Source organism: Bradyrhizobium sp. GW821-FHT13H06 (assembly GCF_058803975.1).
This window is the reverse complement of the sequence record NZ_JBXAPN010000003.1, coordinates 791,559-805,901: the sequence shown is the minus strand read 5'-3', so window position 1 is coordinate 805,901 and position 14,343 is coordinate 791,559. Positions and strand designations below refer to the sequence as shown.

14 protein-coding genes are annotated in these 14,343 nt (G+C 65.3%); 8 read left to right on the top strand and 6 right to left on the bottom strand.

From position 1 onward, the window contains the following. Positions 1-3 precede the first annotated feature (3 nt). Complete coding sequence (locus AC1RQP_RS16140) at positions 4-534, top strand: response regulator (RefSeq protein WP_492937677.1); 531 nt, start codon at positions 4-6, stop codon at positions 532-534. Here AC1RQP_RS16140 and AC1RQP_RS16135 read toward each other — a convergent pair. Beyond that, positions 485-2,011: a sensor histidine kinase gene (locus AC1RQP_RS16135; protein ID WP_239620174.1), complete on the bottom strand. Its 1,527-nt coding sequence runs from the start codon at positions 2,009-2,011 to the stop codon at positions 485-487. The two genes, AC1RQP_RS16140 and AC1RQP_RS16135, sit on opposite strands and share 50 nt — an antisense overlap. Positions 2,012-2,305: 294 nt before the next feature. Beyond that, the gene (gene secA, locus AC1RQP_RS16130) at positions 2,306-5,146 is read right to left on the bottom strand and encodes a preprotein translocase subunit SecA (RefSeq protein WP_239620173.1); all 2,841 of its coding nucleotides are present in this window, start codon (positions 5,144-5,146) and stop codon (positions 2,306-2,308) included. A 352-nt stretch (positions 5,147-5,498) separates the two neighbouring features. Between secA and AC1RQP_RS16125 the strand changes: the two genes are divergently transcribed. The 3 genes from AC1RQP_RS16125 (at position 5,499) to AC1RQP_RS16115 (ending at position 8,195) form a co-directional block, all read left to right on the top strand. Further along, on the top strand, positions 5,499-6,437 hold the full coding sequence (locus AC1RQP_RS16125) for a peptidylprolyl isomerase (RefSeq protein WP_492937676.1): 939 nt from the start codon (positions 5,499-5,501) through the stop codon (positions 6,435-6,437). 101 nt (positions 6,438-6,538) lie between these two features. Beyond that, a complete protein-coding gene (argJ, locus tag AC1RQP_RS16120; RefSeq protein ID WP_492937675.1) occupies positions 6,539-7,780 on the top strand; it encodes a bifunctional glutamate N-acetyltransferase/amino-acid acetyltransferase ArgJ in 1,242 nt (413 codons plus the stop codon). 4 nt (positions 7,781-7,784) lie between these two features. Beyond that, positions 7,785-8,195, top strand: coding sequence for a (deoxy)nucleoside triphosphate pyrophosphohydrolase (locus AC1RQP_RS16115; protein ID WP_239620167.1), 411 nt, complete (start codon positions 7,785-7,787; stop codon positions 8,193-8,195). A gap of 120 nt (positions 8,196-8,315) precedes the next feature. On the opposite strand, the gene AC1RQP_RS16110 is transcribed toward AC1RQP_RS16115, so the two are convergent. Then, entirely contained in the window at positions 8,316-9,164 is an 849-nt protein-coding gene (locus AC1RQP_RS16110; RefSeq protein WP_492937876.1) for a methyltransferase domain-containing protein, read from the bottom strand. Positions 9,165-9,308: 144 nt separating this feature from the next. Between AC1RQP_RS16110 and AC1RQP_RS16105 the strand changes: the two genes are divergently transcribed. From AC1RQP_RS16105 to AC1RQP_RS16090, 4 genes are read left to right on the top strand one after another with little or no spacing between them, the layout of a single operon-like run. Continuing rightward, the gene (locus AC1RQP_RS16105; RefSeq protein ID WP_492937673.1) at positions 9,309-10,118 is read left to right on the top strand and encodes a ComF family protein; all 810 of its coding nucleotides are present in this window, start codon (positions 9,309-9,311) and stop codon (positions 10,116-10,118) included. Between the two features lie 35 nt (positions 10,119-10,153). Beyond that, positions 10,154-10,429: a glutaredoxin 3 gene (gene grxC / locus AC1RQP_RS16100; RefSeq protein WP_131872709.1), complete on the top strand. Its 276-nt coding sequence runs from the start codon at positions 10,154-10,156 to the stop codon at positions 10,427-10,429. After that, entirely contained in the window at positions 10,426-11,304 is an 879-nt protein-coding gene (locus tag AC1RQP_RS16095; protein WP_492937672.1) for a carbon-nitrogen hydrolase family protein, read from the top strand. The genes grxC and AC1RQP_RS16095 overlap by 4 nt, the downstream gene beginning before the upstream one ends. Continuing rightward, positions 11,301-11,780, top strand: a complete 480-nt coding sequence (locus AC1RQP_RS16090) for a DUF1178 family protein (RefSeq protein ID WP_239620162.1) — start codon at positions 11,301-11,303, stop codon at positions 11,778-11,780. The genes AC1RQP_RS16095 and AC1RQP_RS16090 overlap by 4 nt, the downstream gene beginning before the upstream one ends. Before the next feature lie 117 nt (positions 11,781-11,897). Here AC1RQP_RS16090 and AC1RQP_RS16085 read toward each other — a convergent pair whose 3' ends face one another. The 3 genes from AC1RQP_RS16085 to AC1RQP_RS16075 form a co-directional block, all read right to left on the bottom strand. Then, positions 11,898-12,797 carry an EamA family transporter gene (locus AC1RQP_RS16085; protein WP_492937671.1) on the bottom strand — a complete coding sequence of 300 codons (900 nt, stop codon included), beginning with the start codon at positions 12,795-12,797 and terminating at the stop codon, positions 11,898-11,900. Positions 12,798-12,981: 184 nt separating this feature from the next. After that, positions 12,982-13,749: a bifunctional 2-polyprenyl-6-hydroxyphenol methylase/3-demethylubiquinol 3-O-methyltransferase UbiG gene (gene ubiG / locus AC1RQP_RS16080; RefSeq protein ID WP_492937670.1), complete on the bottom strand. Its 768-nt coding sequence runs from the start codon at positions 13,747-13,749 to the stop codon at positions 12,982-12,984. A 14-nt stretch (positions 13,750-13,763) separates the two neighbouring features. Continuing rightward, positions 13,764-14,231, bottom strand: coding sequence for a PH domain-containing protein (locus AC1RQP_RS16075; RefSeq protein WP_194390943.1), 468 nt, complete (start codon positions 14,229-14,231; stop codon positions 13,764-13,766). Positions 14,232-14,343 lie beyond the last annotated feature (112 nt).

Sequence of the window (14,343 nt, the reverse complement as noted above, 5' to 3'; positions counted from 1 at the left end):
GGCTTGGCGGAACAAAAAGCGGAACTGACGGTTGATCCCGGCGCGTACGGCCGTGAGGAACAAAATCCACCGAGCCGGTCCCGTCTTTTTGAGGCCACCCACGGCTCGCGAATGACACGCTCAGTATTGATCGTCGAAGACGAAATCTTCGTCGCCAGCGACATTGCCCGGATCCTGGAAGACGCGGGCTATCGCGTCGCTGCGATCGCTGCGGATCGCAAGGAGGCGCTGGAAGCGGGGCCCAAGGCGCAGATCGCGCTGGTGGATGTCAATCTGCGCGACGGATCGACCGGGCCGCAGATCGCACTCGACCTGTCGCGCACATACGGGACCAAGATCGTCTACGTCACTGCAAATCCCGCACAGATCGCGCCCCGGGCGGAGACCGCCATTGGATTCATCCGCAAGCCTTTCAGCGATGATGCGATCCTGACCGCAGTTCATCACGCCGCCGGCCAGGCGGCTCAGCCCCGTTCCCCCGACGTCACGTTCTTTGCGGCAGCGGCCGGCTCATCGAGGCCTTTGGAATCGTAGCCACGGCCCGGAGCCCTTCCGGTTTCCAGGCGTAAGAGATCGCCCCGCCCAGCTGGTTGGACATGCTCAACGCGATCAGCCTGGAGCCGAAGCCTTCCACGGCCGGCGCCGCCTCGACTTGCGGACCGCCGCTTTCCGTCCACGCAATGACGACATCCTCGTCCGCCTCGCTGATGTCGATGGCGACGCGTCCTTCCAGCGTCGAGAGCGCGCCGTACTTGGCGGCGTTGGTCGCCAGCTCGTGGAACGACAGCGCCAAGGGCGTTGCGGAGCGGTCGTCGATGCGGAAATCGCCGCCCGTGATCGCAACCCGCTGCGCCTCCGACTGATAGGCCGACAGAAGTTGCTCCATGAGGCCCTTGAGGGTCGCCTGTGTCGAGGTCGGCTGCGATCGGGCGCTGTGCGGACGTACGAAGTCGTGCGCCTTGCCGAGCGACATGATGCGCGAACGCAGCTCGTCCGCCAGACGCTTGAGCTCCGGATGCGTGCGCGTCGACAGGCCGATCAGCCCGTTGATCACGGAGAAGATGTTCTTGATGCGATGGCTCAGCTCCTGGCTGATCATCTCGCGCTGCTCCATCAGCAGCTTCTGTTCGTGGATGTCGGTGCAGGTCCCGAACCAGCGGGTGATGTTGCCTTCGCCGTCGCGAATTGGCAGGGCGCGTCCGAGGGTCCAGCGATAATTGCCGTCGGCATTCCTCAAACGGTATTCGATCTCGTAGGGCTCGCCGGTTCTCAGCGAATGCCGCCAGCGCTCCCAGGCCTTGTCCTGATCGTCGGGGTGGAACATCCCGTTCCAGCCCTCACCGTCGGTGGAGCCTTCCGGCACGCCCGTGAATTCGTACCACCTGGCATTGTAGTAATCGTGGTGGCCGTCGGGCAGCGTCGACCACACCATCTGGGGCATGGTGTCAGCCAAGATGCGAAATTTCTGCTCGGTCTCCGACAGCGCCTGCTTTGCGACGGCCTCGCTGGCCTGCTGGATTCTGGTCTTCTTGCGGTGCCCCATCGCGCCGATGACTTGGGAGGCCATGACGCGGAGGCCCTGCTGCTGCAGCGGCGTAAGGCCCGGCCTGGGCACGCGATCGATGACACAGAGCGAGCCGAGCGGAAAGCCGTCCTCCGTCACGAGCGGCGCGCCGGCATAGAACCTGATGAACGGGTCTCCCGTCACCAGGGGATTTTCGGCGAACCTCGGATCCCGGGTCGCATCAGGCACGACCATCAGGTCGGAGCCCAGCATGGCGTGCGCACAGAACGAGGATTCGCGCGGCGTTTCGGAAACGTCGAGGCCGTGTCTGGCCACGAAGCGCTGCATCGTGTCGCCGACCACGCTGACGAGACAGATTGGCACCTCGCACAGAGCCGCCGTGAACGACGTCAGTTCATCGAAGCCCGCCTCAACGGCAAGGTTTTCAAGATCGTGCGCCTCAAGGATTTCGGTTCTGGACGGCGGGAGATTGTCTGCGGAACTCATGAAACGGTCTCACCCCCGGGCCAGCGCAGCCATTATCGAGCGACGTCGCATCATCGCCGGCGTTGTGGCGGCCTCCCCACGTTGAGCCGTCCCGACTTGAATTCCGATCGTCGAAACTGGTCAGGCAGCGGCGGACGACGTTGTCCTTGCTTGCGAGACGAGCGCACGTCCCCGCAAGGTCACGGCATGACAACAGCATTTGCTACAGAGGGTTCCGCTAGTGTCTACGACACTGACGCCGCAGCAGCGATGGAACCAAGGCGGGCCGGCCGGGAGCCCGGCCGATGCCCGGGGCTAGGCATATCTGCCGTGGCAGTGCTTGTACTTCTTGCCTGAGCCGCACGGGCAGTCCTCGTTGCGGCCGATCTTGCCCCAGCTGGCTGGGTTCTTCGGATCCCGTAGCGACGCATCCGTGGCCGGGGCGCCGAGGGTGACGCTGGCAAGCGCCATTTCGTCTTCGCCGGTATTCGGGTCGAACTTGTGCGCCTCCATCGGCGGCAGGACAGGAGCTTCCTGCTCCGGCGGGACGATCTCGACCCGCATCAGCTGCGCCGTGACCGCCTCGCGCAAGTGAGCGCTCATCTCCTGGAAGAGATTGAAGGCTTCGGTCTTGTATTCCTGCAACGGATCGCGCTGGCCGTAGCCGCGCAGGCCAATGACCTGGCGCAGATGGTCGAGCATGATCAGGTGCTCGCGCCAGAGATGGTCGAGGGTCTGGAGCAGGATGGTCTTCTCGACGTAACGCATCACGTCGGGACCCCATTGCCCGACCTTGGCCGCCATGTGCTCGTCGGCCTTGGTCTCGATGCGGTTCAGCAGCTCCTCGTCGGCGATGCCTTCTTCCTTCGCCCATTCGTCGACCGGCAGGTCGAGATCGAGCACGCGCTTCAGTTCCTCCTTCAGACCCGCGACGTCCCACTGCTCGGCATAAGCATGCTCGGGCACGTGCTTGGCGACGAGGTCGTCGATGAAGGCGTGACGCATGTCGGTGACGGTCTCGGCGACGCTCTCGTCCTTCATCAGCTCGACGCGCTGATCGAAGATCACCTTGCGCTGGTCGTTCTGGACGTTGTCGAACTTGAGGAGGTTCTTGCGGATGTCGAAGTTGCGCGCCTCGACCTTCTGCTGCGCCTTCTCCAGGGCCTTGTTGATCCAGGGATGGATGATGGCCTCGCCCTCTTGCAGGCCGAGACGCTGGAGCATGCTGTCGAGACGGTCCGAGCCGAAGATCCGCATCAGGTCGTCTTCGAGCGACAGGAAGAATTTCGAACGGCCGGGATCGCCCTGACGGCCGGAACGGCCGCGCAGCTGATTGTCGATACGGCGGGATTCGTGGCGCTCGGAGCCGATGATGTAGAGGCCGCCGGGCTTCTTCACGGTCTTGGCGGGCTTGGACCCCTTCGCCGGCTCGATCTCGACGGTTTCTTCGGCCTTCAGCACGATTTCGCGGAAGCGCTCGATGTCGGCCTTGATCTGCTCGATCTTCTTCGCCTTCTCGGCCTCGTCGGTGATAGCAGCGGTCTCCTGCTGGATGCGCATCTCCAGCGAGCCGCCGAGCTTGATGTCGGTGCCGCGGCCGGCCATGTTGGTGGCGATCGTGATCGCGCCGGGCACGCCGGCTTCCGCGACGATATAGGCCTCCTGCTCGTGGAAGCGCGCGTTCAGCACCGCGAACAGCTTCGCCTGCTTGCCGGCGCGGGCCGCGGCATAGAGCTTGTCGAGCGCGCCCTCCTTGCCGAAATCGATCTGCTTGTAGCCGTTCTTCTTCAGGAACTCGGCAAGCACCTCCGATTTCTCAATCGACGCCGTGCCGACCAGCACAGGCTGGAGCCGCGAATTGGCGCGCTCGATCTCGGCAAGAATGGCTGCGTATTTCTCCTGCTGGGTACGATAGACCTCGTCGTCCTCGTCGAGGCGCGCGACCGCCAGATTGGTCGGGATCTCCACGACCTCGAGCTTGTAGATGTCGAACAATTCGTCCGCTTCGGTCGCGGCCGTGCCGGTCATGCCCGCCAGCTTCTCGTACATGCGGAAGTAGTTCTGGAAGGTGATCGAGGCGAGCGTCTGGTTCTCGGGCTGGACCTGGACGTGCTCCTTGGCCTCCAGCGCCTGGTGCAGGCCTTCCGAATAGCGGCGGCCCGGCATCATGCGGCCGGTGAACTCGTCGATGATGACGACCTCGTTGTCGCGGACGATGTAGTCCTTGTCGCGGGTGAATAGGGTGTGGGCGCGCAGCGCCTGGTTGATGTGGTGCACGACGGAGACGTTCTCGACGTCGTAGAGCGACTCGCCCTTGAGCTGACCCGCATCGCGCAGCAGGGTCTCGATCTTCTCCATGCCGGCTTCGGTCAGCGTCACCGTGCGCTGCTTCTCGTCGACATCGTAATCGGTCTTGTCGAGCCTGGGCAGGAAGCCGTCGATGGTGTTGTAGAAATCCGAGCGGTCGTCGAGCGGACCGGAGATGATCAGCGGCGTGCGCGCCTCGTCGATCAGGATGGAGTCGACCTCGTCGACGATGGCGAAGAAGTGCGGGCGCTGGACCATGTCCTCGAGCCGGTACTTCATGTTGTCGCGCAAGTAGTCGAAGCCGTATTCGTTGTTGGTGCCGTAGGTGATGTCGCAGGCATAGGCCGCCTTGCGCTCGGCATCGTCGAGGCCGTGCACGATCACGCCGGTGGTCATGCCGAGGAAGCCGTAGATCTGGCCCATCCAGCCGGAGTCGCGGCGGGCGAGGTAGTCGTTGACGGTGACGACATGGACGCCCTTGCCGGCGAGCGCATTGAGGTAGACCGCGAGCGTTGCGACCAGCGTCTTGCCTTCGCCGGTCTTCATCTCGGCGATGTCGCCCTCGTGCAGCACCATGCCGCCGATCAGCTGGACGTCGAAATGACGCTGGCCGAGCGTGCGCTTGGCCGCCTCGCGCACGGTGGCGAAGGCCGGCACCAGGAGATCGTCGAGCGTCTTGCCTTCGGCGAGCTGCTTCTTGAACTCGGCGGTGCGCGCTTTCAGCGCCTCGTCGGACAGCTTGGAGACTTCGGGCTCCAGCGCGTTGATCGCGTTGACGCGGGACTGATATCCCTTCACCCGCCGGTCGTTGGCGGAGCCGAAAAACTTGCGGGCGAGCGCGCCGATCATGCCTAGTTCCTGTGTTCGCGATTTAACCGCGTTGCAGCCAAGAAGTTGTCACCCGCCTGCCTATCAACTCACCGTGACGCCTCGCGGCATCTGAGCCCGGACTGCGGGTTCATCCGCCATATGGGTGGGAATTGGGCAACTCTGGGTTCAACGGCCAAAAACGCAGCAAAATAAACGCCATCGCCATGGTCGCGACCGGGCAGAGATATGGCCCGGTCAGGGCCTTGTCAACGGCGGGCGCATTGCGGCTAATTCATCATTTTGACAGACTTTTCGCGTTGCCAAGCCCCCCTGAATTGGGCGAGTGTCCGCCCCGCTCGAGCAGCCCCCTGCTTCAACATAAGGATTTTCCATGACCACCTCGTTCCCGGTAACCACCGGCCAGCGCTTCCGGCATGCGTCGGCCCTGGCTGGCAGCCTCGGCTTGACAGCCTGCTTGGCGCTGTCCCTGGCGTTCGCGGGCCCGCTCCGGGCCGCCGACGATCCGGTGCTGGCGAAGGTCAATGGCGCGGAAATCAAGAAGAGCGACGTCACCATGGCCGAGGAGGAACTCGGGCCGAGCCTCGCCCAGATGGACCCGGCGACCAAGGACGAGAATGTCCTGTCCTTCCTCATCGACATGAAGATCGTCAGCAAGGCTGCCGAAGACAAGAAGATCGCCGACAGCGAGGAGTTCAAGAAGCGCCTGGCATTCGCCCGCAACCGGCTCCTGATGGACAGCCTGCTCGCCAATGAGGGCAAGGCCGCCACCACGCCGGACGCCATGAAGAAGGTCTACGAGGAAGCCGCCAAGCAGATCACCGGCGAGCAGGAGGTGCGCGCCCGCCACATCCTGGTCGAGACCGAGGACGAGGCCAAGGCGGTGAAGGCCGAGCTCGACAAGGGCGCCGATTTCGCCGAGCTCGCCAAGAAGAAGTCCAAGGACCCGGGCTCCGCCGATGGCGGCGACCTCGGCTTCTTCACCAAGGAGCAGATGGTGCCGGAGTTCTCGGCCGTGGCGTTCTCGCTCGAGCCCGGCAAGATCTCCGACCCCGTGAAGTCGCAGTTCGGCTGGCACATCATCAAGGTCGAGGAAAAGCGCAACCGCAAGGCGCCCGATTTCGAGCAGGTCAAGGCCCAGATCGAGCAGTACGTGACCCGCAAGGCTCAGGCCGAGTATGTCGCCAAGCTGCGCGCCGAAGCCAAGGTCGAGCGGCTCGACCAGCCGGCGGCGGATGCGTCCAAGGACGCCAAGCCCGCCGACACTGCCAAGCCGTCCGACAGCAAGATGGCGCCGCCGGCGAAGAAGTAAGAATTCGCTGTCACTTCGCTGACGCCGAGAGTATCTAAGCATCGCAATGGCCGGGCATCCCCCGGCCATCTGCATGTCCAGACCCACCAAGGCGCCCCACGATGTCCTCTGCCGTCTCTCCCCTCGCCCCCAAAACCGTTCCCGACATGCCCGTGATCGCGGGCATCCGTCTTGCGACGGCCGAAGCCGGCATCCGCTACAAGAACCGCACCGACGTGCTGCTGGCGGTGATGGACAAGGGCACCGCCGTCGCCGGCGTCTTCACCAAATCGAAGTGCCCCTCCGCGCCCGTGGAATGGTGCCGCGCCAAGCTGAAGGGCGGCAAGGCCCGCGCGCTCGTGGTCAATTCCGGCAATGCCAATGCCTTCACCGGCAAGACCGGCCGCGCCTCCACCGCGCTGACCGCGAAGATCGCCGCCAAGGCGGTCGGCTGCAGCGAGGGCGAGATCTTCCTCGCCTCGACCGGCGTGATCGGCGAGCCGCTGGATGCGACCAAGTTCGACGGCGTGCTCGGCCGCCTCGCCGAGACCGCCGAGCCCGGCGACTACCTCGCCGCGGCCAAGGCGATCATGACCACCGACACCTTTCCGAAGGTCGCGACCGCGACGGTCAAGCTCGGCAAGGCCAGGGTCACCATCAACGGCATGGCCAAGGGCGCCGGCATGATCGCCCCCGACATGGCGACGATGCTGTCGTTCATCTTCACCGACGCCCCGATCGCGCCGGCAGCGCTGCAGGCGCTGCTCAAGAGCGGCGTGGAGGACACTTTCAATGCGGTGACGATCGACGGCGATACGTCGACGTCGGACACGCTGCTGGCTTTTGCGACCGGCGCCGCCGCCGGGCACGGCGCACCGAAGATCAGCCGCGCCAGCGATCCGCGCCTGAAGGCCTTCGTCAAAGCCTTCAACCAGGTGCTTGCCAACCTCGCCGAGCAGGTGGCGCGTGACGGCGAGGGCGCGCGCAAGCTGGTCGAGATCACGGTCGAGGGCGCCAAGACCAAGGCCTCGGCGCGCAAGATCGCGATGTCGATCGCCAACTCGCCGCTGGTGAAGACCGCGATCGCGGGCGAAGACGCTAATTGGGGCCGCGTGGTGATGGCGGTCGGCAAGGCCGGCGAGCCGGCCGATCGCGACAAGCTCTCGATCTCTTTCAACGGCATCCGCGTCGCCAAGAGCGGCGCGCGCGATCCTGACTATGACGAAGCGCAGGTATCGGAAGCGATGAAGGCGCCGGAGATCGCGATCAAGGTCGCGCTCGGCCTCGGCAAGGGCCGCGACCGCGTGCTGACCTGCGACCTCACCAAGGAATACGTCGCGATCAACGGGGATTACAGGTCCTGACCGGATGGCCGAACTGAAGCTCACCCTCGTCGTGGCCTGCGCGCTGGTCGATGCCGACAAGCGCGTCCTGATCGCGCAACGTCCCGAGGGCAAGCAGCTGGCCGGCCTCTGGGAATTCCCGGGCGGCAAGCTCGAGCCGGGCGAGCGGCCGGAGCAGAGCCTGATCCGCGAGCTCCATGAGGAGCTCGGCATCACCGTCGCCGAGCCATGCCTCGCGCCGCTGACTTTCGCCAGCTACGGCTACGAGACCTTTCACCTCCTGATGCCGCTCTACATCTGCCGGCGCTGGGAGGGCCTGGTAACGCCGCGCGAAGGGCAAAACCTCGCCTGGGTCCGCGCCAACAAGCTGCGCGACTATCCGATGCCGCCGGCGGACATTCCGCTGATCCCACATCTGATCGATCTACTGATGTGAGGTCGTAACGGCGGCGTCGATTATTCGCTCGTCATTCCGGGGCGCGCAACGCGCGAACCCGGAATCTCGAGATTCCGGGTTCGATGCTGCGCATCGCCCCGGAATGACGTTCGGAAACGCCTACGTCTCCCCCGCCTTCTTCACCGCTTCCGCCAGACTCGCCTTGGCCGATCCCGGCTTGAGCGGCTGCTGCTGGCTCGCATGCGGGGCCCAGCCGGAGAGCCAGATGACGTCGAACGTCGCACGGATGCGGCCGTCGGCATCGGCAAAGCGCTCGGCGTAGATTTCCGCCATCCGCAGCAGCGTCGCGCGCCGGCTCGGCGTTCGCCGTCGTTCGATCAGCACGTTGGCCGCGCCCATGCGGCGGAGATCCTGCATCAAGGCGAACGCATTGGCATAGCGCACCACGACGCGGTCGACGTCGGTGACCGGCAGCGCGAAGCCTGCCCGCTGCAACAGCGCGCCGACGTCGCGCAAGTCGGCGAACGGCGCCACCCGCGGCGAGACGCCGCCCTCGCATTCGGCTTCCGCCGCGGCGAAGGCCTGGCGCAGCTCGGTCAGGCTGTCGCCGCCGATCATGGCGGCGAGCAGCAGGCCGTCCGGCTTCAGCGCCCGGCGAACCTGCGCAAGCACACCCGGCAGGTCGTTGACGAATTGCAGTGCCAGCGCCGAGACGACGAGATCGAGGCTTTCCGGCGCGAAGGGAAGTGTCTCCACACCCGTCGCATCGGGTGCAATCCGCGCGATTGTCGGAAGCCTCGCGCGCAACGCCGCGAGCCCCTCGCCGGGCGTCCAGAGATCGGCCGGAGCGTGAAACTCGCGCATCACCGCAGCCAGCCGGTCGGACATGTCCTCGGCCACGCGATCGAGCAGGAATGTCACCTCGCCCAGCGCCCGTGCGCGCCGCTGCCGCGCGTTCAGCAAGGCGCGATCGAACAAGGCGGGCGGGGTTTGCGGGGTCTGAGCCATGCCGCTGGTTACGCTGATCACCACGGTTCTGGCAACGCTCTCCTGTCCCGGACGATGCTTCGCATCGCCAGGGGCGCTGCGTCCGGGGCACGACACCGAATTCGGCCGCTTGAGCCCTCGCAAGCGGAACGCTAGCCTTGTCTCATGGAAGCCGACGCCGCCCCGACCCGCTCGATCGCCGCACCCTTCCGCGCCGCGTGGGCGGCTGGCCGCCACGTGGCGTCGCGCGCGGCACGGCTCGCGCTCGACATCGCCCTGCCGACGCAATGCGTATCCTGCCACGAGCCGGTCGACGGCGAGGGCGTTTGTGCTTCGTGCTGGGCGCGGCTGTCGTTCATCGAGCGACCCTACTGTCCGCGGCTGGGCATTCCCTTCGTTTATGACCCGGGCCCCGACATGCTGTCGATGGAGGCGATCGCGAGCCCGCCGGCCTACCAGCGCGCGCGGGCGGCGGTGCGTTACGACGACGTCGCGCGCACGCTGGTGCATGCGCTGAAATACCAGGACCGCACCGATCTGGCGCCGGCCATGGGCCGGTGGATGGCGCGCGCGGGCAGCGAGTTGCTCGCGGACGCCGACATGCTGGTACCCGTTCCCTTGCATTGGCGACGAGCCTGGCGCCGGCGCTACAACCAGTCCGGAGCGCTCGCGCGTGTCATCGAGCGGCAAAGCGGGGTGAGGGTCCGAGGCGAGGTGCTCCGCCGGGTACGCCCGACCGAGCAGCAGATCGGCCTGTCGCGTGCCCAGCGCGCCACCAATGTGCAGGGCGCATTCCAGGTATCTCCCGACCGTCAGGCCGAGATTCAGGGCCGCCGCATTGTCCTGATCGACGATGTCCTGACGTCGGGGGCGACGCTGGATGCCTGCGCGCGGGTCCTGCTGCGCGCCAAAGCGGCCCAGGTCGACGTGCTGGTCTTCGCCCGGGTTGTCGAAAGCGGCCCCCGTCCCATATAGTTCAATGAATTCATGACATGAGAGCGCCGGACGAAATGACTGCTGCTGTCGAGATCTACACCCGGCCGGGCTGCGGCTATTGTTCCGCCGCCAAGTCGCTGCTGACCCGCAAGAAGGCGACCTTCACCGAATTCGACGTCGCCAAGAACCCGTCCTGGCGCCAGGAAATGTACGGCCGCGCCGGCCAAGGTTCGACTTTCCCGCAAATCTGGATCGGCGGCACCCATGTCGGCGGCTGCGACGAGCTCTATGCGCTCGACCGCGACGGCAAGCTCGACGGCATGCTCGAGAGCGTCAAGGCGGTCTCATGAGCGAGAATCGCACCTTCACCGCGGCCATGGTGCAGATGCGCACCGGCCTGATGCCCGAGCCGAGCCTCGAACAGGCAACGAAGCTGATCCGGCAGGCTGCGGCCAACGGCGCCGACTACGTGCAGACGCCCGAAGTCAGCAACATGATGCAGCTGAACCGCAAGGCATTGTTCGAACATCTGCAGAGTGAAGAGGACGACGCTTCGCTGAAGGCCTACCGCGCGCTCGCGGCGGAATTGAAGATTCATCTCCATGTCGGCTCGCTGGCGCTGCGCTTCTCGCCGGAGAAGGCGGTCAACCGCTCCTTCCTGATCGGGCCCGAGGGCGATGTGCTCGCGAGCTACGACAAGATCCACATGTTCGACATCGAGCTGCCGGACGGCGAGAGCTATCGCGAATCCGCCAATTACCAGCCGGGCGAGACCGCCGTGATCTCCGATCTGCCCTGGGGTCGCATCGGGCTGACGATCTGCTACGATGTGCGCTTCCCGGCACTCTACCGCGCGCTCGCCGAGAGCGGCGCGTATTTCATCACGGTGCCGTCGGCCTTCACCCGCAAGACCGGCGAAGCGCATTGGCACGTGCTGCTGCGCGCACGCGCGATCGAGACCGGCTGCTTCGTCTTCGCCGCGGCCCAGGCCGGCCTGCACGAGAACAAGCGCGAAACTTACGGCCATTCGCTGATCATCGATCCCTGGGGCGAGATTCTGGCCGAGGGTGACGTCGAGCCCGGCATCATCATGGCGAAGATCGATCCGGCCAGGGTCGAGACCGCCCGCCGGGCGATTCCCTCGCTCCAGCATGGCCGCCGCTTCGGCGTCTCCGACTCCAAGGCGGGACCGGACCATTTGCACCTCGTGCGGGGCTCGGCATGATCCGCTACGCCCTTCGCTGCGACCGCGACCACGCCTTCGAGAGCTGGTTCCAGAGCTCGTCGGCCTATGATTCGCAGGTGAAGCGGAAGCTCGTGACCTGCCCGATCTGCGGCTCGGCCAAGGTCGAGAAGGCGATCATGGCGCCGCGCATCGTCGGCAAGAAGAGCCGTGGCCGCGCGACGCCGGAGCCAGTCGCCACGGCCACGACGCCCGAAGCCGCGCCGTCAGGACCGACCTCGCTGCTGATGGCGCAGGAGCGCGAGCTGCGCACCAAGCTCAAGGAGCTGCGCGATCATATCGTCAAGAACGCCGACAATGTCGGCGAGCGTTTTCCCAACGAGGCTCGCGCCATGCACTACGGCGACAAGGAGCACCGTCCGATCTATGGCGAGGCCTCGCCGGAAGAGGCGAAGTCGCTGATCGACGAAGGCATCGAGGTCTCGCCGCTGCCGACGCTCCCGGAAGACCGGAATTGATGCGCGCAACGCGTCATTCCGGGGCACGCGAAGCGTGAACTCTGGTGCGCACTTGCGCACCTGAGAATCTCGAGATTCCGGGTCTGGTCCTTCGGACCATCCCGGAATGACGGTGCCTTACACGCCCACCAGCACTGCCACGCCGATCACGATCAGCGCGATCCCTGCGAGCTCGCGCGGCGCGATCGGCTGCTTGAACGAATAGTAGGCCACGGCCTGCGCGAACAGCACCTCAATCAAAGCGAGCGTGCGGACATTGGCAGCCGCCGTCAGCGCGAACGCCAGGAACCAGAATTGCGAGGCGAAGGCGCCCGTGAAGCCGGCGAGCATCGACGGCCGCCACATCGCGAGGATGCCCTGCAGCACTTTCGGCGCACGTAGAAGCAGGTAGATCGTCAGCACCAGCGTCTGCACGAACAGGCCGAGCACCAGCGTGAACGAGGAGGCCGTCACGAACGACACGTCGGGCACCGTGATGATCGCGCCGCGAAAACCGACCGCGGACAGCGCGAACGCCGCGGCGGCAACGAGGCCGGTGATGGTCGGCTTCAGTTCGGCAAAGCTCTTCTCGCCGCCCGGCCGCAGCGCAGTGATGACGACGCCGACGGTCGCGATCACGATCGCGAGCACCTTGAGCCAGGTGAGGTGATCGCCGAGGAAGATGAAGCCGAAGATCGCGGTCTGTATCGCCTCGGTCTTCAGGTAAGCCGTCGTCACCACGAAGGAGCGGTCGTTCATCGCGAGCAGCATCAGGCCGGTGGCGACGATCTGGCTGAGCGCCCCGAGGAGCAGCCACGGCCAGAACACGGTCGGCGGCATACTCAGATGATCGCCGGTCGCGAGCAGCACGACGGCGAGGAACAGCACCGAGAATGGAAAGCCGAACAGGAAGCGGATATTGGTCGCGCCCCAGGTCCCCAGCGGCTTCGTCAACGACCGCTGCATCGCATTGCGCGCGACCTGCCCGAGCGCGGCAATGATGGTGAAGGGAATCCAGAGACTGGCGATGGTGAGCATCGGGGTGGGGTGGGACAGGCGTTAGCGGGAAATGATTGCGGCCAACCTGCAAGTTGAGGTCAGCGTGGTCAACCGCACAGACGTCATGGGTGCGATGCTCACGCCACAAACTCGGTGTCGTCTCTGCGAACGCAGGGACCCATAACCCCAGGGAGAAGGTTGGCGAAGACCGCCGGCCCGCGCGTCACACCATGGCTTCCGCCACCACCATGTAGTTCACGTCCATATCGGACGAGAGGGTCCATTTGTCGGCGAAGGGGCTGTAGACCACGCCGGTCTGCTCGGTGATGACGAGGCGGTTGTCGAGCAGGTGTTTTGCGAGCTCGTCGGGGGTGACGAACTTGCTCCATTCGTGGGTGCCGCGCGGCAGCCAGCGCAGCACGTATTCGGCGCCGACGATGGCGAGCGCGAAGCTCTTCCAGTTGCGGTTCAGCGTCGAGACCACCATCAGGCCGTTCGGCTTCAGCATCGAGGCGCAGCGCTTCAGGAAGACGCCGACATCGGTGACGTGCTCGACCACCTCCATCGCCAGCACGATGTCGAAGCGCTCGCGCGGGTCGATCTCCTCCACCGTGGTGCAGCGATAGTCGATCGCAAGATGGCTCTTGTCGGCGTGCAGCTTCGCCGCGGCGATGTTGCTCTGGGAAGGATCGATGCCGATGACCTGTGCGCCCAGCCGCGACAACGGCTCGCACAGCAGGCCGGCGCCGCAGCCGATGTCGAGCACGCGCAGGGACCCGAGGCAATTGAGGCTGCGCACGTTGCGCTCGAACTTGCGGCAGGCGGCGTCGCGGATATAGCCGAGCCGCAGCGGGTTGATCCGGTGCAGCGGCGCCATCTTGCCCTTGGGGTCCCACCACTCCGCGGAGAGTTTTGAGAATTTCGCGATCTCGGCGGCGTCGACGGTCGAGCCCGGCTGGGCGGAAAGGGAAATATTTTGCTGCATGCTCATGGTTGCGCGCGGTCCTACCGCGTGGTGATCGAACTACGGAAGGCGAGCGGCGAAGCGATGGTCCTGATCGTCTCGATGCCCTCGCCGACGCCGCGAATCGTCACGTCGCCGTAGTTGAGAATACGTCCAAGAATGGACTGGTCGACGTCGACGCTCTCGACCTTGTCCAGCGCCATCTCGAAGGTTCGGCGCTTGATGAAACCGGTCTTGTGCACGACCCTGAGATTGGTGACGTCGGTCTCGGTGGTGAAGCGATGGAACCAGCCCTTGATGGTCCAATACAAGGCCGCCAGAGCCACGAGACCCGAGGCGACCAGGCAAAGCAGGACGAGCCAGTCGGCGGTGGCCTGCCGGGACAGCACGAACAGGGCCAGCGCCACGATCCAGGCCACGATGGCCGGAAAGTAGAAGATCCAGTGCGCATTGGTCGAATACAGCACCCGCTCGCCCGGTTGCAGGATCTCGTCGATATAGCGCGCCATGATCTCGGTTAACCCACTTCCCCCACGTCCTGCCCCCGCAGGAACCCGCTTGCCCCCGGCCCCGCCGCTATGTATACGCGCGTCGGTGTCCGCGAGGCACCCGTCCAGTGCG